Here is a 22,447-nt window from a genome sequence, read left to right as displayed (position 1 = left end):
GCTAGGTGGGTTTCATAATTGGGGCAAGGGGAGCGGCAAGCGGTTACCGGGAGTTTGCTAGAGCCAGCCGCGGCGCTTGAAGACGATGTAGAGCGCGAACCCGAGCACCAGCATCAGCACGACGGCGAACGGGTAGCCGAACGCCCAGTGCAGCTCGGGCATGTGGTCGAAGTTCATCCCGTACACCGAGGCGATCAGCGTGGGGGCGAACAGGATCGCCGCCCACGAGGAGATCCGCTTGGTCTGCTCGTTCTGCTCGTACCCCGCCTGGGTCAGGCGGGCCATCTCCTCGTTCTGGCGCTGCCCGACGAGCGCGGCGTTGACCTGGAGGGCGTTGGTGAGCAGCTGCCGGAACGCCTCGATGCGCTCCAGCACCCGGGTGGCGTGGTCGGCGACGTCGCGCAGCGCTCGCCACAGCTCGACGTCGGCGTCGTCGGCGGTGTCCTGCAGGCGCTCTCGGATCGAGACGAACATCCCCGACAGCGGCTCGACCGCCCGCTGGAACTCGATGACCTCGCGGGAGAGCTGGTAGATGCGCTTGGACACGCCGGGGTCGCCGCCGAAGACCTGCACCTCGATCTCGTCGATGTCGGCCTGCAGGCCGTCGAGCACGGGCGCGTAGTCGTCGACGATCTTGTCCAACACCGCGTAGAGCACGGCGTACGGGCCGTTGTCCAGCAGCTCTGGCTCGCGCTCCAGCCTTTGGCGGACCTGGGCGAGGTCGGGCTTCTCGGCGTGCCGCACGGTGATGACGAAGTCGGGGCCGAGGAACAGGTGGACCTCGCCGATCTCGATGATCTCGACCGAGTCGACGTAGCGGGCCGGGCGGAGCACGACGAACAGCACGTCCCCGTAGCGCTCGACCTTCGGGCGCTGGTGGGCGCTGATCGTGTCCTCGACGGCGAGGCCGTGCAGCGAGAACTCCTGCGCGACCGCCTCGATCTCCTCGGGCGTCGGGCGCAGCAGGCCGATCCAGCAGAAGCTGCGCCCCTGGTCGGGGCACTGGCGCAGCTCGGCGAACGTCCGATCCAGCGATGCGGGTGCCGCGGCGCGCTTGCCGTCGATGTAGATGGCGTTGTCGACCACGGACATGCCGGGAGCGTAGCCGCGGGGGCGGGACACCCGCCGGTCCGCTATTCTGCGATGCGTAGTACCGTGCATCGCAGAAGGAGGGCAGCCATGGACACGAGCCAACTGCTCAAGGGCGTGCTCGACCTCGCGGTGCTCGCGGTGCTCGACAAGGGCGACGGCTACGGCTACGAGGTGGTGCGCGGGCTGCGCGCGGCCGGGCTGGGGGAGGTGGGCGACGCCTCCGTGTACGGCACGCTGCGCCGGCTCTACAACGCGGGCCTGCTCACCTCGTACGTGGTGCCGAGCGAGGAGGGTCCGCACCGCAAGTACTACAGCCTCAACGCGCCGGGTCGGGAGCGGCTGCGCGAGATGGCCAAGACGTGGCGGGCGTTCGCCGAGACGATGGAAGGGCTGGTGGCGGCGGTATGACCGACGACACGACGGTGCGCCTGGCGAGCCCGGCGGCCGAGGAGTACCTCGACGGCGTGCGGGCGGCGCTCGCCGACCTCCCCGCGCCCGAGGTCGCGGAGATCCTCGACGACGTCCGCGCCCACCTCGCCGACCTCACCGCCGAGCTGGGCGGCGAGGTCGACACCGATGCCCTGACCGCCCGGCTCGGCCCGCCGAGCGCCTACGCGGGCGAGCTGCGCGCCGCGGCCGGCTACCCGCCGGCGGAGCCCGCCGCCGCTGCCGCCGCCCGGCCGGGGTACGTGCGAGCCCGGCTCGCCCTCGCGGCGCCGATCGCGGGCGCGCTGCTGTTCCTGCTCGGGGTGGCCGCCGGCGAGGTGGCGTTCGTGATCACGGGCATGCTCCTGGCCGTGTTCGGGCTGCCGCTCGTGATCAGCGACGGCCCGCGCGTGCCGAGCGTGGCCGCGCTCCCGGAGGTGCGGCGGCTCGTCGCCGCCCGCCCGGCCCCGGGGACCCAGGGGCGGCGGTTCGCCGACTTCGTCGCGAGCCTGCAGCCCGCCTGGTGGCTCGCGCGGGCCGTCGCGGCCGCGGTGCTCGTCGGGGGGCTCCTCGCCGACGGCGGGCTGCCCGCCGTGCTGCTGCTCGCGATCGTCGCGGTCCCCGTCTCGATCCGGGTCGGGCACCTCACCCGGCGCGACCGGCGCTGGCTGTGGGCGGTGGTGCCGCTCAACGGGCTGGCCGCGGTCGTGCTGCTGTGGCTGCTCGCGGCGGGCCTGCCGGGCCCGTCGTCCGCCACGTCGGCCGCGAGCGATCCCCCGGCGCTGCCGGGGCTGTGGCAGGACTCGGAGCGGCAGATCCGCGACATCCGCCCCGTCGACGCCCAGGGCAACCCGCTCACCGGCGTGTACCTGTTCGACCAGGACGGGCTGCCGATCGACACCTCGGGCGGCGCGGAGTGCGGCCCGCTGGACGGGGCCGTCCCGGACGGCAACGCCGCCTACCCGCGGGGGACGTGGGACTTCGACCCGCGCACCGGGAGCTGCCGGCACACCCCTCCCGCGCCGCTGGTGGCCGCGGTGCCCACCACCCCCGCGCCCGTCGAGGTGGCACCGCCGCCCGCGGTCCCGGCGCCGGAGCAGCCGCCTGCCGTCCCGGCGCCCCGCTAGAGCCTCGGGCCGTGCCGGCACGTCGGGGGCGCCGGCACGGCCCGTCCCACCGGGGGACCGGCGGGGGCTACTTGCCGAACTCCTGCACCCAGTAGTTGCCCGAGCGCGCGACGCCGATCGTCGTGAACGAGCAGGTGAGCATCGCCGAGCGGTGCGACGGCGACGCCATCCACTCCCGCACGACCTGCTTCGCGCTGGTCTGCCCCTTGGCGATGTTCTCGGCGCCCGGCCGGGGGTAGCCCGCCGCGCGCACCCGCTGCTCGAAGCGCCGCCCGTCCCGGCTCACGTGCTCGAAGTAGTTGTTCTTGTGCATGTCGTTGGCGTGCGCCTGCGCCGCGCGCGTGAGGCGGGCGTCGGGGACGAGGTCGCGGCAGCCGGCCTCGCGCCTGCGCTGGTTGGTCAGCGCGATCACCTCGGCGATCGCCCCGGACACCCTGATCGGCGCCCGCTGCGGCGCGGGTGCGGCCGGTGCCGCCGGCTTCGGGTCGGGGGCGTCGGGCGGTTCCCCCGCGGTCGCGCCGGGAACGGACGCGTACGCGTGGATGGTCGAGATCTCCGTGGGCGGCGGCCGGTCGTCCACCTGCGCCGCCCTGGCCACCACGTCGGCGTCCGTCGCCGCCGTGATGTCGGTGCGCGCGTCGAGGGGCGCGACCTCGTCGGTGAAGGTCGCCACGGCGACCCCTGCGACCAGCACGACGCCGGTGGCGAGCGCGAGCATCTGCGCACCCGCGTTAGACCGGTTGGGGGGCACGAACGGGTAAGCTAGCAGTTCGTGATCACCCGCAGCGATGAGGCGGTTCGGCTCACGGCTTGGGTGCACGGCCACGTACAGGGCGTCGGTTTCCGCTGGTGGACCCGTTCTCGCGCCCTCGAACTCGGTCTCGTCGGCAGCGCGCGCAACCTCCCGGACGGCCGCGTCGTGATCGTCGCCGAAGGTCAACGTCACTCGTGTGAGTTACTTCTGGATGCGCTGCGTAGTGGTTCGACTCCGGGACGTGTCGACCGCGTCGTCGAACAATGGGGCGAGGCACGCGGCGGCCTGCGGGGGTTCGAAGAGCGCTAGCGGTAGCCTCGACCGACTGTTCCCGGTCTTTGGAGAGCTCCGCCCGTGCACCTGAAGAGCCTGACGCTGAAGGGCTTCAAGTCCTTCGCCTCGGCCACGACGCTTCGGCTGGAGCCGGGCATCACGTGCGTCGTCGGGCCGAACGGGTCGGGCAAGTCCAACGTCGTCGACGCGATCAGCTGGGTCCTGGGCGAGCAGGGCGCCAAGGCGCTGCGCGGCGGCAAGATGGAGGACGTCATCTTCGCCGGCACGTCGGCCCGCGCCCCGCTCGGCCGCGCCGAGGTCACGCTCACGATCGACAACTCCGACGGCGCCCTGCCGATCGACTACTCCGAGGTGTCGATCACCCGCCGGATGTTCCGTGACGGCGCCGGCGAGTACGAGATCAACGGCAACTCGTGCCGGCTGCTCGACATCCAGGAGCTCTTGTCGGACTCCGGCATCGGCCGGGAGATGCACGTCATCGTCGGGCAGGGGCAGCTGGACTCCGTGCTGCAGAGCAAGCCGGAGGACCGCCGCGCCTACATCGAGGAGGCCGCGGGCGTCCTCAAGCACCGCAAGCGCAAGGAGAAGGCGCTCCGCAAGCTCGACGCGATGCAGGCCAACCTCACGCGGCTCACCGACCTCACCGCGGAGCTGCGCCGCCAGCTCAAGCCGCTGGGCAGGCAGGCGGAGATCGCGCGGCGGGCGCAGGCGGTGCAGTCCGAGCTGCGCGACGCCCGGCTGCGGCTCGCAGCCGACGACATCGTCGCGGTGCGCACGCAGCTCGCGCGCGAGGAGGCCGACGAGGCCAGCGCCCGCGCCCGGCGCGCCGAGGTGGAGGAGCAGCTGGCGGCGGCGCGCGTCGAGCAGGAGCGGCTCGAGGCCGCCCTCGCGCAGGACGCGCCGCGGCTCGCCGCCGCTCAGGACACCTGGTACAAGCTCTCGGCGCTCGCCGAGCGGCTCGCGGGCACCGTACGGCTCGCCCAGGAGCGCACCCGCCACCTCGCCGAGCCGCAGGAGCGCACGCCGGGCCGCGACCCCGACGAGCTCGAGGCCGAGGCCGACGCCGTCGCCGAGGAGGAGGCCGAGCTGGTGGCCGCCGTCGCCGAGGCCCGGCGGCGGCTGTCGGAGATCCTCGAGGAGCGGGCCGAGCACGAGAAGACCCTCGCCGCCGCCGAGCGCGCCCACATGGCCGCGGTCCGGGCGCTCGCCGACCGCAAGGCCGGCATCGCCACCCTCGCCGGCCGCGCCGAGGCCCTGCGCAGCGGCGCCGCCGCCACCGCCGACGAGATCGAGCGGCTGTCGGAGGCCCTCGCCGAGGCCCAGGAGCGCACCGAGGCCGCGACCGCCGAGCTGGAGCAGGCCCGCGACGAGCTCGGCGCGCTCGACGAGGGCGACTCCGGCATCGAGGAGCGGATCGCCGCCGCCACCGAGGCCCACCGCACCGCCCGCGAGCGGGTGGCCGAGCTGGTCGCCCGCGAACGGGAGCTGGAGCAGCAGCGGGCGCACTGGCGGGCCCGGGTCGACGCGCTGTCGGTGAGCCTCGCCCGCCGCGACGGCTCCGGCGAGCTCGTCGGCACCGACGGCGTGCTGGGTCCGCTCTCCGGCCTGCTCACGGTCGAGCCCGAGGCCCGTACCGCGGTCGCCGCCGCGCTCGGCGAGCTGGCCGACTCGCTCGCCGTCGAGTCGCCCGACGCGGCGGTGGCGGCGCTGGAGCTGCTGAGGGCCAAGGACGCCGGGCGCGCCTCGCTGGTGGTGGGCTCGCTACTTCAGGAAAGCCACATCCAGGAAGCTGCGCTTCAGGGAAGTGGCATTCCTGAACCCGGCGAGCCGCCCGCCGGCCGCTGGGCGCTCGACCTCGTCACCGCCGAACCCCAGGTCGCCGGCGCCATCGCCCGGCTCCTGCGCGGCGTCGTCGTCGTCGACGATCTCGCCGCCGCGAAGGCCGTGATCGCCGCGCACCCCGACCTCACCGCCGTCACCCGCGACGGCGACGTGCTCGGCGCCGCCCGCGCCACCGGCGGGTCCGGCACCGCGTCGAGCGCCCTCGACGTGCAGGCCGCGGTCAACGAGGCCGTCGAGCGCCGCGAGGCCGTCGAGGAGGAGCTCGCCCGCCTGCGCCCCGCGCTGGAGGGCGCCCGCGCGGAGGAGGCCGCCCGGCTCGCCGACGTCGAGGCGGCGAAGCAGGTGCAGCAGCAGGCCGAGTCGCGCCGGGCCGCCGCGGCCGCGCAGCTGGGGCGCCTCGAGCAGGCCGTCCGGTCGGCCACCGCCGAGGCGCAGCGGCTGCGCGAGCGCCGCGACGCGGTGGAGGCCCGCCGCTCCGAGGCCCTGCTCGCGCTCGAGGCCGCAGAACAGCAGCTGGCCAGGGCGGAGGACGAACCGCTCGAGGAGGAGCCCGACACCGAGGTGCGTGACGCCGCCGCCGAGGCGGTGGCCGCCGCCCGGGCCGCGGAGGTCGAGGCCCGGCTGGCGCTGCGCACCGCCGAGGAGCGGGCGCGGGCGATCGCTGGCCGCGCGGAGTCGCTGCGCCGCCAGGCGGCGTCGGAGCGCCAGGCGCGGGCGCGCGCCGCGGCCGCCCGGGAGGCGCGCGAGCGCAGCGCGCGGATCGCCCGCCGCGTCGTCGAGGCGGGTGAGATCGCAAGCGCCCGCATCGCCGAGTCGCTCGCCGCCGCGGCCGCGGAGCGCGACGCCGCCGCGGCCGCCCGCGACGCCCGCGAGCGCGCCCTCGGCGAGGCCCGGCTCGCCACGCAGCGGCTGTCGGCGGAGATGGACAAGCTCACCGACGCCGTCCACCGCGACGAGGTGCTGCGCGCCCAGAACCGGATGCGGCTCGAACAGCTCACCGAGAAGGTGCTCGCCGAGTACGGCCTGGGCGTCGACGACCTCATCGCCGAGTACGGCCCCGACGTCCCCGTTCCGCCCTCGGCCACCGAGATGGCCGAGTACGAGGCGGCCAAGGAACGCGGCGAGGACGTCGTCGAGCCGCCGCCGATGCCCTACGACCGCGGCACCCAGGAGCGGCGGGCCCAGCGCGCGGAGAAGGACCTCGCGATGCTCGGCAAGGTCAACCCGCTCGCGCTCGAGGAGTTCGCCGCGCTGGAGGAGCGCTACCGGTTCCTGTCCACCCAGCTCGAGGACCTCAAGAACACCCGCCGCGACCTGCTCACGGTCGTCCGCGAGGTCGACGACAAGATCCTCGAGGTCTTCACGACGGCCTACCACGACGTCGCCCGCGAGTTCGAGATCGTCTTCCGCACGCTGTTCCCCGGCGGCGAGGGGCGGCTCGTGCTCACCGACCCCGACGACATGCTCACCACCGGCATCGAGGTCGAGGCCCGCCCGCCGGGGAAGAAGGTCAAACGGCTGTCGCTGTTGTCCGGCGGCGAGCGGTCGCTCACCGCGATGGCCCTGCTGGTGGCGATCTTCCGGGCCCGTCCGTCGCCGTTCTACGTGCTCGACGAGATCGAGGCCGCCCTCGACGACGTCAACCTGCGCCGGCTCATCTCGCTGCTCGAGGAGCTGCGGGAGACCAGCCAGCTCATCGTGATCACCCACCAGAAGCCGACGATGGAGGTCGCCGACGCGCTCTACGGCGTGAGCATGCGTGGCGACGGCATCACCACCGTGGTCAGCCAGCGGCTGCGCGCCGCGAGCTGACCGCGGGCATCACGCGAGCGGAGCAGCGCGACGCGCCATCGGACCAGCGGCCCGTTCGTCCAGGTGGCGGCGGGTCCGGCCCCGCGCTCGCCGGCGCGGCGGGCGTGACAGGCTGGAGCGGTGACCACGCAGACCCTCTGGATCCTCGTCGCGGTCGTCGTGGCGATCGTGATCATCGCAGTCGCGCTCGGGCTGGTGCTGCGCAACCGGCGCCGGATCAGCCTCCGCGAGGCCGAGCAGGTCGAGCGCGGCACGGACACCGCCCCGCCCCGCCGCGGCGGCAGCTACCAGGCCTCGGGCGGGATCTCGTTCGCGGGCGGCACGGACACCGCGGAAGCGCCCCCGGAGGAGCCGGCCGCGCCACCTGCGCCGAAGCCCACCGTCGACGACACGGTGTTCATGCGGCCGCCCGCCCCGGCCCCCGAGAAGCCGCGCGCCGAGGACGCCGCCCCGACCGGCACGGCGCCCACCAGCACGGCGCCCACCGACACGGCGCCCACCGAGCCGGCCCCCACCGAGCCGGCCCCCACCGAGCCGGCACCGACCGATGCCGCGCCGGCCGACACCGCACCCGCCGAGGCTGCGCCCGCCGAGACCGCGCCCGCCGACACCGCGCCGACCGAGACCACTCCCACCGACACCGCCCCGACCGACACCGCCCCGGCCGCGCCCGCCGCCCGGCCGGACGAGGGGGAACGGGGCCCCAACGGGACCGGCACGGCCACCGCGGTTCCGCCTGCGGAGACCGCTCCCAGCGTGCCGGCCCCGGCCGACACGAACGGTGCCGCGCCCGCCGCCCCGGCCGCCCCGGAGATCGCCCCCGCGGAGGGGCGGCTCGAACGCCTCCGCGGCCGCCTCGCCCGCTCCCGCAGCAGCTTCGGGCAGGGCCTGCTCGGCCTCCTCGGCGCCGGCGAGCTGGACGAGGAGTCCTGGGAGGACGTCGAGACGATGCTCCTGCAGGCCGACCTCGGCCCGGAGATGACGCTCGAGCTCGTCGAGACCCTGCGCACGGAGCTGGCCGCCCGCGCGGTCCGCTCGGCCGACCAGGCCCGGCAGCTGCTGCGCGAGGTCCTCACCGACGCGCTGCACACCGACGCCGACCGCGCGGTGCGCGCCCTGCCGCACGACGGCCGCCCGGCGGTCGTGCTCGTCGTCGGGGTCAACGGCACCGGCAAGACCACCACCACCGGCAAGCTCGCCCGCGTGCTGGTCGCGGGCGGCAGGCGCGTGGTGCTGGGCGCCGCGGACACCTTCCGCGCCGCCGCCGCCGAGCAGCTCGCCACCTGGGGCGAGCGGGCGGGCGCCACGGTCGTGCGCGGTCCCGAGGGCGCCGACCCGGCGAGCGTCGCCTTCGACGCGGTCAAGCAGGGCACCGAGGAAGGCGCCGACGCCGTCCTGCTCGACACCGCGGGCCGCCTGCACACCAAGACCGGGCTCATGGACGAGCTGGGCAAGGTCAAGCGCGTGGTCGAGCGGCAGGCGGAGGTGGACGAGGTCCTGCTCGTCCTGGACGCCACCACCGGCCAGAACGGGCTCACCCAGGCCCGGGTGTTCGGCGACGTCGTCAAGGTCACCGGCATCGTGCTGACCAAGCTCGACGGCACCGCCAAGGGCGGCATCGTCTTCCGGGTGCAGCGCGAGCTGGGCGTTCCGGTGAAGCTCGTCGGCCTCGGCGAGGGCCCCGACGACCTCGCTCCGTTCGAGCCGGCCGCCTTCGTCGACGCCCTGCTGGACCGGTGACCAGCCGCGTCACGTTGATGTAACACCCGGGCGCGGCTCGTTCACGTTCCGGAAACAGCAGGCGCCGGTGCTCGAAACACGTCGATCCGATGCTTCCCGCACCACTCGGGAAGGAGTTGACGTGCTCGATACCGGCGATACCGCCTGGATGTTGGCCAGCACCGCGCTCGTGCTGTTCATGACACCGGGCCTGGCGCTGTTCTACGGCGGCATGGTCCGCAGCAAGAGCGTGCTGAACATGATGATGATGAGCTTCGGTTCCATCGGGCTCATCGGCATCCTGTGGGCGCTGTACGGCTACTCGATCGCGTTCGGCAACGACGTGGGCGGCGGCCTGCTCGGCAACCCGTTCGAGTACATCGGGCTGCGGGGCCTGTTCGTCGGTGACTACGAAGCCGGCGTCTACCCGATGGCGGGCACGATCCCCGCGCTGCTCTTCGTCGGCTTCCAGGCCACGTTCGCGATCATCACCGTGGCCCTGATCTCGGGTGCGGTCGCCGACCGCATGCGGTTCGGCCCGTGGCTGCTGTTCGCGGGCCTGTGGGCGACCATCGTCTACTTCCCGGTTGCGCACTGGGTGTTCGCGTTCAGCGACGACGAGGCCGGGGTCGTCGGCGGGTGGATCGCCAACGACCTCGCCGTGGTCGACTTCGCCGGTGGCACGGCCGTCCACATCAACGCCGGTGCGGCCGCCCTCGCGCTCGCCATCGTGGTCGGCAAGCGGGCGGGCTGGCCGCGTGAGCCCATGCGGCCGCACAACCTCACGCTGGTCATGCTCGGCGCGGGCATCCTGTGGTTCGGCTGGTTCGGGTTCAACGCCGGCTCGGCGGCGGGTGCCAACGGCACCGCGGCCTTCGCGCTGGTCAACACGATCGTCGCGACCTGCGCGGCCATGCTGGGCTGGCTGATCACCGAGCGGATCCGCGACGGCAAGCCCACCAGCCTGGGCGCCGCGTCCGGGATCGTGGCCGGCCTGGTCGCCATCACCCCGTCCTGCTCGTCGGTGTCCCCGCTGGGCGCGATCGCGATCGGCCTCATCGCCGGCGTGCTCTGCGCCCTCGCGGTCGGCCTCAAGTTCCGCTTCGGCTACGACGACTCGCTCGACGTCGTGGGCGTCCACCTGGTCGGTGGCCTCGTGGGCACCGTCCTCATCGGCCTGTTCGCCGACCCGGGCTCGCCCGCCGCCGTCGCCGGCCTGTTCTACGGCGGCGGGGTCGACCAGCTGTGGCGCCAGGTCGTCGGTGCGGTCGCCGTGATGGTCTACACGTTCGTCGTGTCGCTCGTCCTCGCCTACATCGTCAAGGCGACCCTCGGGCTGCGGGTCACCGCCGAGGAGGAGGCCACCGGCGTCGACGAGGTCGAGCACGCGGAGACCGGCTACGACTTCTCCAGCCACCGCAGCCTCTCCGGCCTGGGCTCGGCCCGCCCGGAGACCGCGGCGGCCCCCGCCGGGAACGTCCCGGCAGCAGCCGGTAAGGAGGCGTGAGCATGAAGCTCGTCACGGCGATCGTCAAGCCGTTCGTGCTGGAGGACGTCAAGGGTGCGCTCGAGCAGATCGGCGTGCTCGGCATGACGGTCAGCGAGGTGCAGGGCTACGGCCGGCAGAAGGGCCACACCGAGGTCTACCGGGGTGCGGAGTACTCCGTGGACTTCGTGCCCAAGGTGCGCGTGGAGGTCGTCGCGGACGACACCAACGCCGACAAGGTGGTCGACGCCATCGTCGAGGCGGCGCGCACCGGAAAGATCGGGGACGGCAAGGTGTGGGTCACGCCCGTGGAGACCGTGATCCGGGTCCGCACCGGCGAGCGCGGGGCCGACGCGGTCTGACGCGCCTTCTCTTTCTCGGCATGGTGGCTCCGCTCCGGCCCTTCCGGGGTGGGGCCACCATGCGTCGTTCCGGGCAATCACAGATGTAAGGGGAGATGCGGGTAGTGGGTGCCGTGGCCGCGCCGTCGGGGGACGCGGGGGACCTGGCCCGGGCAAAAGCCGTTCTGTTGGAGCAAGGCGCGGGGAAGCGCAGGCTCGGGCCGGAGGCGCTGCGCGCGGCGCTGGTCGACCTGCACGACTTCTGGCTCTCCTCGCGGGCCGCCGCCATCGGCCTCACCGAGCGGGCGGCGCTCGTGGCGGTGGGGGCGCTGGGCCGCCGGGAGCTCGCGCCGTGGTCGGACCTCGACCTGGTGCTGCTGCACGACGGCCGCAAGGACATCGACCGGCTGGCGCGGGAGCTCTGGTACCCGCTGTGGGACGCCGGCATCGGGCTGGACCACTCCGTCCGGACACCCGGCCAGGCCGTGCAGGTGGCCGCCACCGACCTGCGGGCCGCGCTCGGGCTGCTCGAGGCCCGGCACATCGCGGGCGACCCGGCGCTGTCGGAGAAGGTGCGCGCGGCGGTGCGCCAGTCGTGGCGGGCCGGGATCCGCGGCCGCTTCGACGAGCTCGCCGAGAGCGCCCAGGAACGGTGGCGCAAGGTCGGTGACGTCGCCCACCGGGTGGAACCCGACCTCAAGCACGGCCACGGCGGCCTGCGTGACATCCAGCTCATCGACGCGCTCGCCGCGGCCCAGCTCATCGACCGGCCCGCCGCGGACGTGCAGGCGGCCCGGACGCTCCTGCTCGACGTCCGCACCGAGCTGCACCGGCTCGCGGGGCGGGCCCGGGAGGTCCTGCACGCCCAGGACGCCGACGAGGTGGCCGCCGCACTGGAGATCTCCGACCGGTTCGAACTCGCCCGCGCGCTCTCCGGTGCGGCCCGGTCGGTCGCGTTCGCGGCCGAGGTCGGGCTGCGCTCGGCCCGCAACGCCCTGCCCCGGCGCGGGCTCGCCGCGCTGCGTCGCCCACCCGTCCGCCGCCCCCTGGACACCGGCGTCGTCGAGCACATCGGCGAGGTGGCGCTCGCCCGCGACGCCTCCGCGGCCCGTGACCCCGCCCTCGTGCTGCGGGTGGCCGCCACGGCCGCGCGCACCGGCCTGCCGATCGCGGCGGGCACCCTGCACCGGCTCGCCGACACCGCGCCGGAGCTGCGGGCCCCGTGGCCGCGGGCGGCCCTCGGTGAGCTGCTGTCGCTGCTCGGCACCGGCCGCCCGCTGGTCGATGTGGTCGAGTCGCTGGACCGCACCGGGCTGTGGGGGCGGCTGTTCCCCGAGTGGGGGGCGGTGCGCGACCTGCCGCCCCGGGATCGGGCGCACGTGTGGACCGTCGACCGGCACCTGGTCGAGGCCTGCGCGCACGCCGCCCGGCTCACCACGCGCGTCGCCCGGCCCGACCTGCTGCTCGTCGGCGCGCTGCTGCACGACATCGGCAAGGGGCGCGGGGGTGACCACTCCGAGGTGGGGGAGTCGCTCGCCGTGCAGATCGGGCACCGGCTCGGCTTCCCCGAGGAGGACGTCGCCCTGCTGGGACGGATGGTCCGCCACCACCTCCTGCTGCCGCACACCGCCACGCGGCGCGACCTCGAGGACCCGGCCACGGTCACCCGCGTCGTCGACACGCTCGAGGGCAACGTCGTCCTGCTGGAGCTCTTGGAGGCGCTCGCCGAGGCCGACGCGCTCGCCACCGGCCCCGGCGTGTGGAGCCCGTGGAAGCGGACGCTCATCCACGACCTCGCCAACCGCTGCCGCGCCGTCCTCGCCGGCGAGGCCCTGCCCGGTCCCACCCCGCCGTCGGAGACCGCCACCGCGCTGGCCAGGACCGTCGAGGCCGACGGGCGGGCGCAGGTGCGCCTCGACGAGGGCGACCCGGCGGTCGTCGTCGTGGCCGTGCCGCACCGGATCGGCTCGCTCGCCGCGGCTGCGGGCGTGCTCGCCCTGCACTCGCTGGAGGTCCACGCCGCGGAGCTCGCCACGCTCGGCGACGTCGCGGTGTTCACCTTCACCGTCTCGCCGCGGTTCGGCGGCCTGCCCGACCCCGCCCTGCTGCGCTCGGACCTCACCCGGGTGCTCGAGGGCAGCCTCCAGCTGCCCGAGGCGCTCGCCCGCAAGGAGCGCGACTACGCCCCGCGCGGCCCCGCGGTCGAGCCGCCCGCCCCGTCGCGGGTCCTGTGGTTCGACGACGAGGCCACCGGCTCCGTCGTCCTCGAGCTGCGCAGCACCGATCGGATCGGGCTGCTGCACCGGGTCGCGGCCGCGTTGGAGGAGTGCGGGGCCGACGTCCGGTGGGCCAAGGCGTCGACGCTGGGGGCTTCCGTGGTCGACGCGTTCGGTCTCGCCAGCGCCGACGGCAGGGGCAAGCTCGGGCTCGCCGAGCGGCGCCGCATCGAGGAGGCGGTGCTCGCCGCGGCCGGCTGACCACTGCGCTGGGTGTCGGCGAGTCGCGGTGTGGGTGTTCGCGAGTCGCGGGCTGGGTGTTCGCGAGTCGCGCGCTGCGGTACCGGGCGCGGTTCGCGAGGTGGAACGAAGCGCCCGAATCGCACGTTGGCGGTGCGTGACCACCGCGACACCGCCGGTGCGGCTCGCCCTGCCGGGACGCACGCTGCTGCTGGTGGCCGGCCTGCCGGGCGCAGGCAAGTCCACGCTGCTGGCGAGCCTGCCGCCGGCCGACGGGCTGACCGTCCTCGACTCCGAGGCGCACCGCGCCGCCCTGCGGCCGATCGCGGATGCCGTGCCCTACGCCTGGCTGCGCCCGGTCGTGCACCTCGCGCACCGCATGGCCGTGGTGCGGGCGGCGCTGTCGGCCACCCCCACCGTCGTCGTGCACCTGCCGGCCACCCAGCCGGGCACGCGCGCCGCGATGGCCCGCCTCGCGGCCCTCACCCGGCGCGACGCCCACCTGCTGTGGCTGCACGCCGACGCGGCGGAGGCCCGGCGGGCCCAGTACGAGCGCGGCCGCGTGGTGCCGGAGGCGTCGTTCAGCAACCACGCCCGGCACGCCGAGCGCACCGCGGCCGAGCTCCTCGGTGACCCGCCCCAGGGGTGGCGCAGCATCACCGTGCTCGACCGGGAGGCCGCGCGCGGGGGCCTGCGGTTGGACGTCGGCCCCGCGATCGAGGTGGACGTCAGCCCTGGGTGGTCGGCAGCACGATCAGCTGCGCGACGTTGAGCCGGGCCGGCGCCGCGGCCGACCAACAGATGGTGTCGGCGACGTCGCTCGCCGGGATCGGCCCCACTTCGCGCCGGATCTGCTCGAGCGCCGCGCGGCCCTCCGCGTCGAGCATCGTCTCCCCGAGCTCGCTCTCGGTGAGCCCCGGTTCGACGGCGCGCACGCGCACCCCGCGCGGTCCCAGCTCGCGGCGCAGGCCCCGGGTCAGCGCCGCCACGCCCGCTTTCGTCGCGGCGTAGACGGCGTAGCCGGGGAACACCTCGTGGCTCGCGATCGAACCGACGTGCACCAGGTCGGCGGGTCCGCCGTCGGCGGCGGCCGCGAGGAGGTCGTCGACGAACGCCCTGCCGGTGTGGATCAGACCGGTGAGGTTCGTGTCCACCATGGCCGACCACTCGCGGGGTTCGGCGGTGGCGAACGGGGCACCGTTCATCACACCTGCGTTGGCGACGACGAGGTCGGGGCGGCCGAGCTCGGTCCGGATCGCGGCGGCGGCGGTCGCGATGCTCTCGGGGTCGGTCACGTCGGCGGGCACGGCGAGCCCGTCGATCTCCTTCGCGAGGGACTCGATCCGCTCGACGCGGCGGGCGAGCACGGCGACCCGGCCGCCCGCCGCGGCCAGCGCCCGCGCCGTGGCGGCGCCGATCCCGCTGCTGGCGCCGGTGACGACGGCGGTTCGTCCGGTGAGGTCGTAGGTCATGGCGTCGAGGCTGTGCGCACCGACGTGGCCAGGGGGAGGCCCCACCGATGGGGGTAGTCGCGGGACCTCCCCTCGCCTGCGCGGCGGGCATACCGTGGGGTCCGTGCCGAACCTGTTGGGCGAGTTCCTGCGCGCCCGCCGGGAGCTGACGCGCCCGGAGGACCACGGCCTGCCGGTGGGCCGTCGCCGCGTGCCCGGGCTGCGGCGCGAGGAGGTCGCGATGCTCGCCGGCATCAGCGCCGAGTACTACCTGCGCCTGGAGCGCGGCCGGGACCGGCACCCCTCCCCGCAGGTCGTGGCGGCCCTGGCCCGGGTGCTCGACCTCGACGAGGAGTCGACCGCCTACCTGGCGTCGCTGGCGCAGCCACCGCCCCGTCCGCGGCGGCGCACCCGCCGGGAGCCGGAGCGGGTGGCGCCGGAGATCGTCCGGCTGCTCGACGCGATGCGCGGCGTGCCGGCGTTCGTCCTCGGTCGGTGCATGGACGTGCTGGCCCACAACCGGGAGGCCGAGCTGCTGTGCGGGGGCGTCCCCGGCGACGGCAACGTCGTCCGCCAGGTGTTCCTCGACCCCGCCGCGCGCGAGCTGTACCCGGACTGGGCCGAGGTGGCGGCCGAGACGGTCGCCGCCCTGCGCGCGTCGGCGGCGGCCGCGCCGGACGACCCGCGGCTGGTCGCGCTGGTCGGCGAGCTCTCGGTGAAGAGCCCGGGGTTCCGGAAGCTGTGGGCCCGCCACGACGTGCGCGCCAAGTCCACCGGGGCCAAGCGCGTGGTCTCGCCCACCGTCGGCGAGGTGACCGTGCGGTGGGAGACCTTCGCGGTGACGAGCGCTCCCGGCCAGATGCTGATCACGTACTTCGCCGATCCGGGGTCGCCGTCGGCGGAGGCACTGGCGGCCCTGCAGCGCCTCGCGGCGCGCCAGTAGGGTTGGAGAGGTGTTCGACACCCTCTCCGAGCGCCTCAGCGGCACCCTCGCCAACCTCAGGGGCAAGGGGCGGCTCTCCGACGCCGACATCGACGCCACGGCGCGTGAGATCCGCATCGCGCTGCTGGAGGCCGACGTCGCGCTGCCCGTGGTCCGCGGGTTCATCGCGCGGGTCAAGGAGCGCGCGAAGGGCGCGGAGGTCTCGGGTGCGCTGAACCCGGCCCAGCAGGTCGTCAAGATCGTCAACGAGGAGCTCATCAGCGTCCTCGGCGGCGAGACGCGGCGCATCCGGCTGGCCAAGGAGCCGCCGACGGTGATCATGCTCGCCGGTCTGCAGGGCTCCGGTAAGACGACGCTGGCGGGCAAGCTCGCGCTCTGGCTGAAGAACCAGGGCCACACGCCGCTGCTGGTGGCCTGCGACCTCCAGCGGCCCAACGCCGTCAACCAGCTGCAGATCGTCGGCGAGCGGGCCGGCGCCACCACGTTCGCACCCGAACCCGGCAACGGGGTCGGCGACCCGGTGGACGTCGCGCGCCGCGGCGTGGCCTACGCCCGCGACAAGCTCCACGACATCGTCATCGTCGACACCGCGGGCCGCCTGGGCGTCGACGAGGAGATGATGCGGCAGGCCGCCGACATCCGCGACGCCGTCTCGCCCGACGAGATCCTGTTCGTCGTCGACGCCATGATCGGTCAGGACGCCGTGGCCACGGCCGAGGCGTTCCGCGACGGCGTCGGCTTCACCGGCGTGGTGCTCACCAAGCTCGACGGCGACGCCCGAGGCGGTGCGGCGCTGTCGGTCCGCGAGGTCACCGGCCAGCCGATCCTGTTCGCGTCCAACGGGGAGAAGCTCGCCGACTTCGACGTCTTCCACCCGGACCGGATGGCGAGCCGCATCCTCGGGATGGGCGACCTGCTCACGCTCATCGAGCAGGCCGAGCAGGCGTTCGACCAGGAGCAGACGGCCAAGGCCGCGGCCAAGATCTCCACCGGCGAGCTCACCCTCGACGACTTCCTCGAGCAGATGCTCGCGGTGCGCAAGATGGGCCCCATCGGCAACATCCTCGGGATGCTGCCGGGCGCCGGGCAGATGAAGGACGCGCTCGCCCAGGTCGACGACAAGCACCTCGACCGGCTGCAGGCGATCATCCGCGGCATGACGCCCGAGGAGCGGGCCAACCCGAAGATCATCAACGGGTCGCGGCGGCTGCGCATCGCCAACGGTTCCGGGGTCACGGTCGCCGAGGTCAACGACGTCGTCAACCGGTTCTTCGAGGCCCGGAAGATGATGAAGCAGATGGCCGGGCAGTTCGGCTTCGGCGGCCGCAGCGCCACGAAGAAGCAGAACAAGGGCCGCAAGGGCAAGAAGGGCAAGGCGAAGGGGCGCGGCCCCACGCCCGCCCGCGCCGGCCTGCCGTTCGGCGGTGGCGGGATGCCCGACCTGTCCGGGCTGCCGCCGTCGCTGCGCGAGCTCCCGCCCGGCCTGGACCAGCTGCCGCCCGGGTTCGACCCGAGCAAGCTCAAGTTCCCGAAGGGGAAGTAGCCGTTGTACCGCCTCCGCGGGGTGCTGCTGCCCGGTGAGGACACCGTCGAGCTGTTCGTCGACGCCTCCGGCCGGCTCGCCGAGCCGGCGCAGGGCGCGGAGACCCTCGTCGACGGCGGCTTCATCGTGCCGGGCCTGGTCGACGCCCACTGCCACATCGGGCTCGGCTCCGCAGGCGGGGTCTCGCTGGACGAGGCCGAGGTGCAGGCCCGCACCGACCGCGACGCGGGCACCCTGCTGATCCGCGACTGCGGCTCGCCCGTCGACACCACGCCCCTGCAGACCCGCGCCGACCTGCCGGAGATCATCCGCGCCGGGCGGCACCTCGCCCGCCCGAAGCGGTACCTGCCGAACATGGCGCTCGAGCTCGACGACCCGGCGCTGCTCCCCGACGTCGTGGCCGAGCAGGCCGCCGCGGGCGACGGATGGGTGAAGCTCGTCGGCGACTGGATCGACCGCTCCGTGGGCGACCTCGCCCCGGTGTGGCCCGACGACGTGCTCGCGGCGGCGGTCGACGCCGCCCACCGGGCCGGGGCGCGGGTCACGGCGCACGTGTTCGGCGCGGCCGCGATCCCCGGGCTGGTTCGCGCCGGGATCGACTGCATCGAGCACGGTACCGGGCTCACCGACGATCTCATCGCCGAGATGGCCGAGCGCGGCACCGCGCTCGTGCCCACCCTGATCAACGTCGAGAACTTCCCGGGCATCGCCGACCAGGCGAGCCGGTACCCCACCTACGCCGACCACATGCGGCGGCTGTACGCGGGCGCCTACGACACGGTCCGCCGCGCGGTCGAGGCGGGCGTGCCCGTGTACGCGGGCACCGACGCGGGCGGCGGCATCGCCCACGGCCGCATCGCCGACGAGGTGATCGCCCTGCACCGCGCGGGCCTGTCCGCCGCCGACGCGCTCGGCGCCGCGAGCTGGGCCGCCCGGGCCTGGCTCGGCCGGCCCGGGCTGGAGCACGGCGCCCGCGCCGACCTCGTCGTGTACGACCGCGACCCGCGCACCGACCTGTCGGTGCTGCACGAACCCGCCCTCGTGGTGCTTCGGGGCCGGCCGGTCCCGGCGGGGCGGTAGCGGGGTCACGACCGTGTCCGAGGACGTGACGAACCCCACCGGTGCGCGGGCGCACGCGGGTGGGTGAGCGGCGCGCGCTTCGGTCGGCCGGTAGCGTCGGGGCCGTGGGAGCGCTGCAGAGGGACGGTCGACCAGGGTCGGAGGAGCCCGGGCCCGGCTCGAGGAGCGAGGAGACCGCCGCCGACGTTCCCGCGGCGCACCCGTCCGACCAGGAGGTCGCCGGCGCCACGCCACCCGCGCCCCCGGGAGCGCCGGGGACCGGCGGTCCCGGGCCGCAGCAGCAGGGCTACCCCGGGTGGCCGCCGCCCCCTGCCCCGGGCCAGCCGTACCCGCAGGGCGCGTACCCGCCTCCACCCGGTCCGTACCCGCAAGGCGGCTACCCGCCCGGGCCGTACCCGCCGGGCCCGTACCCGCAAGGCGGCTACCCACCCGGGCCGTACCCGCCGGGCCCGTACCCGCCCGCGCCCCACCCGCAGTTCGGCCCGCACCCGGCGCCGTCGATCGGCCGCAGGCCGGCCCGCTGGTCCTGGGCCGCCCCGGACACCTCCCGCACGCACCGCTGGGGCCTGGGGGCGTTCCTCCTGGCGTGGGCGGTGTTCATGGCGTGCTCGCTGGCGCTGGGCTTCTACATGATGCTCAGCGGTACGCCCCAGACGGCCACCACGCTGCTCGTCGCGCTCGGCGTCCCCACGGTGCTCGCCGCGACCACCGCGCTGGTGGCGACCCGGCTGCGCGGCAACGGCCCGCGCGTGGACCTCGGCCTCGTGTGGTCGTGGCGCGACCTGGGGCTCGGGTTGGCCTTCGGCTTCGGCGGTCTGGCGCTGACGATCCCGGCGTCGTTCGTCTACGTCGCGATCGTCGGCGAGGACGCCACCTCCGCGGTGGGCGCGGAGTTCAGCGGGATCAGGGCCGGTCCGGGCCTCGCGGTGCTGGTGCTGCTCACCGTCGTGGTCGTCGCGCCGCTCTGCGAGGAGATCCTCTACCGCGGCCTGCTCTGGGGCGGGCTCGAGAAGATCGCGGGACGCTGGGTGGCGATGGTGGTCAGCACGGTGATCTTCGCGATCGCCCACCTCGAGCCGACCCGCACCCCGCTGCTGGTCGTCGTGGCCATCCCGATCGCCATCGCGCGGCTCTACACCGGGCGGTTGCTGGCGAGCATCGTCGCCCACCAGGTCAACAACCTCCTGCCCGGCATCGCGCTCATGCTCGGGTTGCTGGGTGTCATTCCGATGGGCTGACCGCCCGTCCCGCGAACGCGTCTGGCAGAATGGCCGATCGGTCCCGCGGCTGGCCCTCTACCGTTGCCGCGGACACACACGTCGAGTAATGCGCAGCCCGTAACCCCACGCGAGCCGCGCGGACTCACCCGAAACACACGATCCGCGAGGAGCACCGACCAGCGTGGCCGTCAAGATCAAGCTGATGAGGTTGGGCAAGATCCGCCAGCCGTACTACCGCGTCGTCGTCGCCGACGCCCGCACCCGCCGCAGCGGCCGGGCGATCGAGACGATCGGCAAGTACCACCCGAAGAGCGAGCCGAGCCTGATCGAGATCGACTCGGACCGGGCGCAGTACTGGCTGGGTGTGGGCGCGCAGCCCACCGAGCCCGTCCGCCACCTGCTCGAGATCACCGGCGACTGGCAGAAGTTCAAGGGCCTGCCCGGTGCGGAGGGCAGCCTCAAGCCGCAGCCGGAGAAGGTCGACAAGCTGGCCCGCTTCCAGGCGGCGCTGGCGGCGGCCAACGAGGAGCCCACCACCGAGGCCACCACGCCCAAGAAGAAGAGCGACCGCCGCGCGAAGGGCGAGGCGGAGGCCTCCGAGGCCTCCTCAGAATCGTGAGCGTCCTGGCGGACGCTCTCGAGCACCTCGTCCGGGGCATCGTCGACCACCCGGACGACGTGCAGGTGGAGCTCGTCACCACCCGCCGCGGCCGCACCCTCGAGGTCCGGGTCCACCCCGACGACCTCGGCAAGGTGATCGGCCGCGGCGGCCGTACCGCCACCGCCCTGCGCACCGTCGTCGGCGGCATCGGTGGGCGGGGCGTTCGCGTGGATGTCGTCGACACCGACCGGTAGCGGCTCCGGGGCCGAGTACCTCGTCGGGATCGCCGTGCGGCCGCACGGGCTGCGCGGCGAGCTCGTCGTGGAGGTGCACACCGACTCGCCCGACGAGCGGTTCGCGCCGGGCAACTCGCTCATCGCGCAGCGGCCGGGGGAGCCCGCGGGCACCCTGACCGTCGAGTCGGCGCGCCCGCACTCCGGACGGCTGCTCGTGCGGTTCGCCGAGGCGCGGGACCGCACCGCGGCGGAGGGGCTGCGGGGCACCCGGCTGCTCGTCCGCGCCGACGCCATCGCGCCGCCGGAGGACGAGGACGAGTTCCACGTCCACCAGCTGGAGGGCCTGCGGGTCGAGCTGGAGGACGGCACCGTCGTCGGCACGGTCCGCGACGTCCTCATCGGTCCCGGCGGCGACATGCTCGTCGTGGCGCGCGAGGGCCGCTCCGACGCGCTCGTGCCCTTCGTGACGGCCATCGTCCCCACCGTCGACCTGGGGGCCGGGCGGGTCGTCCTCACCCCACCCGAGGGCCTGCTGGACTGACCGGCGCGGCCCGCAGGATCCCGCGCCGCACCCGCGCCGGCGCCTCCGGATCGGTGCCCCGCCAGGCCACCACGTCGTCGGGGCGCAGCAGCAGGCCGGTGCCGTCCGGCAGGAAGTCGGCGTCGAGCCGCTGCACCGCCATCCCGCCCGCCGCCCGTTCCCATGGCCGCGGGTCCCCGGAGACGAGCACCGCCCAACCAGGCCCGGCCAGGTCCAGCGTCGAGCGCGTGCGCGCGGCGTCGAGCCAGCGGTGCGGCACCCGCGTCCCCACCCGCCCGGCGGGCGCGAACTCGCCGACCGGCTCCGGGTCGGGCGCGCCGTCGTGGCACAGCGCGCCGTCGGTGTACTGGAACCCGCCCGCCACCAGCACGAGCGGGTGCGCGAGGCCCGGGTCGCCCGCGGCGCCGGACATCTGGTCTGCGCGGCGCGCCGACTGGTCGGCGGCGAACCACCCGGCGGGCCGCCGCTCGGCGTCGTAGGTGTCCAACAGCGCGGGCGCCGCGTCACCGGAGAGCACGGCGGCGAGCTTCCAGCTGAGCTCGTGGGCGTCGGAGATGCCGGTGTTGGCGCCCATCGCGGCGTAGGGCGGCATGACGTGCGCCGCGTCGCCCGCGAGGTGGACGCGCCCCGCGGAGTAGCGGTCCGCGACGAGCATCTCGGCCCTCCACGGCAGCACGCTGAGCACCTCGAGGTCCGGGACCGCGACGCCCAGGGCCGTGCGCAGCACCGCAGGCCAGTCCCGGTCGGTCCGCCCGCTCGCGGCCATGAACACCCAGCGCGAGTGGCCGTCGACGGACGCGAGCGTGCCGGTCGCCTCGGGGTGCTGGATCGTGCAGAGGTTGAACTCCCGGCCGCGGACGACCGAGGCGAGGTCGGCCCGGAAGTACATGCTGACCGCGGGCTCCCCGACCGCGCCGCGGCCCGACCGCCTGATGCCCAGCGCCGTGCGCACCCCGCTGCGCGCCCCGTCCGCGGCGACGACGTACTCGGCCCGCAGCGGTCGTCCCCCCAGGTCCGCGACGACCCCGTCGGCGTCCTGGGCGAAGCCGGTGAGCGCGGTGCCGAACCGCACGTCGGCGCCCGCGTCCCGGGCGGCCGCGCGCAGGACCGGTTCGAGCACGTCCTGCGCGACGAGGCAGGGCGGCTCCGGCCCCACCTCCGGTACCGGCCCGCCGGGCGGCTGCCACAGCGGCAGCCGCTCGGCCTCCGCGAGCGTCCGGCCGACCGCCATGTGGTCGTGGCCGGCGAGGTCGCGCGCGGCCTCGTGCACGGCCGGGGCGAGGCCGAGCTCGCGGAAGACCTCCATGCTCCGGAAGTGCAGCCGCCGCGCCTTGGGTTGCGGTGAGCACGTCCGGTGCCGCTCCACGAGCGTGACGTCGACGCCGTGGTGGCGCAGCACCAGCGCGGCCGTGAGACCGACGAGCCCGCCGCCGACGACCAACACCTGTGTACGTTGTACATTCACGTGTACGTTGTACACGCC

General features: G+C 74.9%; 20 protein-coding genes. 16 read left to right on the top strand and 4 right to left on the bottom strand.

Annotated elements, in window-relative coordinates; genetic code table 11:
- Nucleotides 1-57 precede the first annotated feature (57 nt).
- Nucleotides 58-1,092 (bottom strand): magnesium/cobalt transporter CorA, encoded by a 1,035-nt coding sequence (gene corA / locus VKZ81_RS30480; protein ID WP_324245191.1) that lies wholly within the window; start codon nt 1,090-1,092, stop codon nt 58-60.
- Nucleotides 1,093-1,179: 87 nt separating this feature from the next.
- Between corA and VKZ81_RS30475 the strand changes: the two genes are divergently transcribed.
- Together VKZ81_RS30475 and VKZ81_RS30470 are read left to right on the top strand one after the other, a co-directional pair.
- Nucleotides 1,180-1,500: a PadR family transcriptional regulator gene (locus VKZ81_RS30475; protein ID WP_324245190.1), complete on the top strand. Its 321-nt coding sequence runs from the start codon at nt 1,180-1,182 to the stop codon at nt 1,498-1,500.
- Nucleotides 1,497-2,645 (top strand): HAAS signaling domain-containing protein, encoded by a 1,149-nt coding sequence (locus VKZ81_RS30470; RefSeq protein ID WP_324245189.1) that lies wholly within the window; start codon nt 1,497-1,499, stop codon nt 2,643-2,645. Before VKZ81_RS30475 ends, VKZ81_RS30470 begins: the two co-directional genes overlap by 4 nt.
- A 67-nt stretch (nt 2,646-2,712) precedes the next feature.
- On the opposite strand, the gene VKZ81_RS30465 is transcribed toward VKZ81_RS30470, so the two are convergent.
- Entirely contained in the window at nt 2,713-3,363 is a 651-nt protein-coding gene (locus VKZ81_RS30465; protein ID WP_324245188.1) for a CAP domain-containing protein, read from the bottom strand.
- Nucleotides 3,364-3,417: 54 nt separating this feature from the next.
- Here VKZ81_RS30465 and VKZ81_RS30460 point away from each other — a divergent pair, with 54 nt between their 5' ends.
- From VKZ81_RS30460 to VKZ81_RS30430, 7 genes are all read left to right on the top strand, one after another.
- Complete coding sequence (locus tag VKZ81_RS30460; RefSeq protein WP_324245187.1) at nt 3,418-3,708, top strand: acylphosphatase; 291 nt, start codon at nt 3,418-3,420, stop codon at nt 3,706-3,708.
- A gap of 45 nt (nt 3,709-3,753) precedes the next feature.
- Nucleotides 3,754-7,347: a chromosome segregation protein SMC gene (gene smc, locus VKZ81_RS30455; protein ID WP_324245186.1), complete on the top strand. Its 3,594-nt coding sequence runs from the start codon at nt 3,754-3,756 to the stop codon at nt 7,345-7,347.
- Nucleotides 7,348-7,467: 120 nt separating this feature from the next.
- Nucleotides 7,468-9,087, top strand: coding sequence for a signal recognition particle-docking protein FtsY (gene ftsY, locus VKZ81_RS30450; RefSeq protein ID WP_324245185.1), 1,620 nt, complete (start codon nt 7,468-7,470; stop codon nt 9,085-9,087).
- Between the two features lie 148 nt (nt 9,088-9,235).
- A complete protein-coding gene (locus VKZ81_RS30445) occupies nt 9,236-10,573 on the top strand; it encodes an ammonium transporter (protein ID WP_324245184.1) in 1,338 nt (445 codons plus the stop codon).
- A 2-nt stretch (nt 10,574-10,575) separates the two neighbouring features.
- A complete protein-coding gene (locus tag VKZ81_RS30440) occupies nt 10,576-10,914 on the top strand; it encodes a P-II family nitrogen regulator (protein ID WP_324245183.1) in 339 nt (112 codons plus the stop codon).
- Between the two features lie 95 nt (nt 10,915-11,009).
- Complete coding sequence (locus VKZ81_RS30435; RefSeq protein WP_324245182.1) at nt 11,010-13,370, top strand: [protein-PII] uridylyltransferase; 2,361 nt, start codon at nt 11,010-11,012, stop codon at nt 13,368-13,370.
- 136 nt (nt 13,371-13,506) lie between these two features.
- Nucleotides 13,507-14,121: an AAA family ATPase gene (locus VKZ81_RS30430; protein WP_324245181.1), complete on the top strand. Its 615-nt coding sequence runs from the start codon at nt 13,507-13,509 to the stop codon at nt 14,119-14,121.
- Here the strand turns inward: VKZ81_RS30430 and VKZ81_RS30425 are convergent.
- Nucleotides 14,078-14,821 (bottom strand): SDR family oxidoreductase, encoded by a 744-nt coding sequence (locus VKZ81_RS30425; protein ID WP_324245180.1) that lies wholly within the window; start codon nt 14,819-14,821, stop codon nt 14,078-14,080. The genes VKZ81_RS30430 and VKZ81_RS30425 overlap by 44 nt on opposite strands.
- A 103-nt stretch (nt 14,822-14,924) precedes the next feature.
- Here VKZ81_RS30425 and VKZ81_RS30420 point away from each other — a divergent pair, with 103 nt between their 5' ends.
- The 7 genes from VKZ81_RS30420 (at nt 14,925) to rimM (ending at nt 20,964) form a co-directional block, all read left to right on the top strand.
- Nucleotides 14,925-15,743 (top strand): helix-turn-helix transcriptional regulator, encoded by an 819-nt coding sequence (locus tag VKZ81_RS30420; RefSeq protein WP_324245179.1) that lies wholly within the window; start codon nt 14,925-14,927, stop codon nt 15,741-15,743.
- A 10-nt stretch (nt 15,744-15,753) separates the two neighbouring features.
- Nucleotides 15,754-17,286 (top strand): signal recognition particle protein, encoded by a 1,533-nt coding sequence (gene ffh, locus VKZ81_RS30415; RefSeq protein ID WP_324245178.1) that lies wholly within the window; start codon nt 15,754-15,756, stop codon nt 17,284-17,286.
- Nucleotides 17,287-17,289: 3 nt separating this feature from the next.
- A complete protein-coding gene (locus VKZ81_RS30410) occupies nt 17,290-18,366 on the top strand; it encodes an amidohydrolase family protein (RefSeq protein WP_324245177.1) in 1,077 nt (358 codons plus the stop codon).
- A gap of 104 nt (nt 18,367-18,470) precedes the next feature.
- The gene (locus VKZ81_RS30405; RefSeq protein ID WP_324245176.1) at nt 18,471-19,604 is read left to right on the top strand and encodes a CPBP family intramembrane glutamic endopeptidase; all 1,134 of its coding nucleotides are present in this window, start codon (nt 18,471-18,473) and stop codon (nt 19,602-19,604) included.
- A 163-nt stretch (nt 19,605-19,767) separates the two neighbouring features.
- On the top strand, nt 19,768-20,205 hold the full coding sequence (gene rpsP / locus VKZ81_RS30400) for a 30S ribosomal protein S16 (protein ID WP_324245175.1): 438 nt from the start codon (nt 19,768-19,770) through the stop codon (nt 20,203-20,205).
- Entirely contained in the window at nt 20,202-20,441 is a 240-nt protein-coding gene (locus tag VKZ81_RS30395) for an RNA-binding protein (RefSeq protein WP_324245174.1), read from the top strand. Before rpsP ends, VKZ81_RS30395 begins: the two co-directional genes overlap by 4 nt.
- Complete coding sequence (gene rimM / locus VKZ81_RS30390; RefSeq protein WP_324245173.1) at nt 20,419-20,964, top strand: ribosome maturation factor RimM; 546 nt, start codon at nt 20,419-20,421, stop codon at nt 20,962-20,964. The genes VKZ81_RS30395 and rimM overlap by 23 nt, the downstream gene beginning before the upstream one ends.
- Here rimM and VKZ81_RS30385 read toward each other — a convergent pair.
- Complete coding sequence (locus tag VKZ81_RS30385) at nt 20,936-22,408, bottom strand: FAD-dependent monooxygenase (RefSeq protein WP_324245172.1); 1,473 nt, start codon at nt 22,406-22,408, stop codon at nt 20,936-20,938. The two genes, rimM and VKZ81_RS30385, sit on opposite strands and share 29 nt — an antisense overlap.
- Nucleotides 22,409-22,447: the final 39 nt, after the last annotated feature.

Source organism: Pseudonocardia sp., assembly GCF_035305885.1.
Lineage (GTDB): Bacteria > Actinomycetota > Actinomycetes > Mycobacteriales > Pseudonocardiaceae > Pseudonocardia.
Note: the sequence above shows the minus strand (reverse complement) of the source record. Positions and strands in the feature narration are given on the sequence as shown.

Coding starts and splice junctions, on each gene's coding strand:
- rimM (WP_324245173.1), top strand. CDS start 20,419: ATGTCGTCGACACCGACCGGTAGCGGCTCCGGGGCCGAGTACCTCGTC.
- corA (WP_324245191.1), bottom strand. CDS start 1,092: ATGTCCGTGGTCGACAACGCCATCTACATCGACGGCAAGCGCGCCGCG.
- VKZ81_RS30470 (WP_324245189.1), top strand. CDS start 1,497: ATGACCGACGACACGACGGTGCGCCTGGCGAGCCCGGCGGCCGAGGAG.
- VKZ81_RS30465 (WP_324245188.1), bottom strand. CDS start 3,363: ATGCTCGCGCTCGCCACCGGCGTCGTGCTGGTCGCAGGGGTCGCCGTG.
- VKZ81_RS30440 (WP_324245183.1), top strand. CDS start 10,576: ATGAAGCTCGTCACGGCGATCGTCAAGCCGTTCGTGCTGGAGGACGTC.
- VKZ81_RS30435 (WP_324245182.1), top strand. CDS start 11,010: ATGCGGGTAGTGGGTGCCGTGGCCGCGCCGTCGGGGGACGCGGGGGAC.
- VKZ81_RS30445 (WP_324245184.1), top strand. CDS start 9,236: ATGTTGGCCAGCACCGCGCTCGTGCTGTTCATGACACCGGGCCTGGCG.
- VKZ81_RS30475 (WP_324245190.1), top strand. CDS start 1,180: ATGGACACGAGCCAACTGCTCAAGGGCGTGCTCGACCTCGCGGTGCTC.
- VKZ81_RS30425 (WP_324245180.1), bottom strand. CDS start 14,821: ATGACCTACGACCTCACCGGACGAACCGCCGTCGTCACCGGCGCCAGC.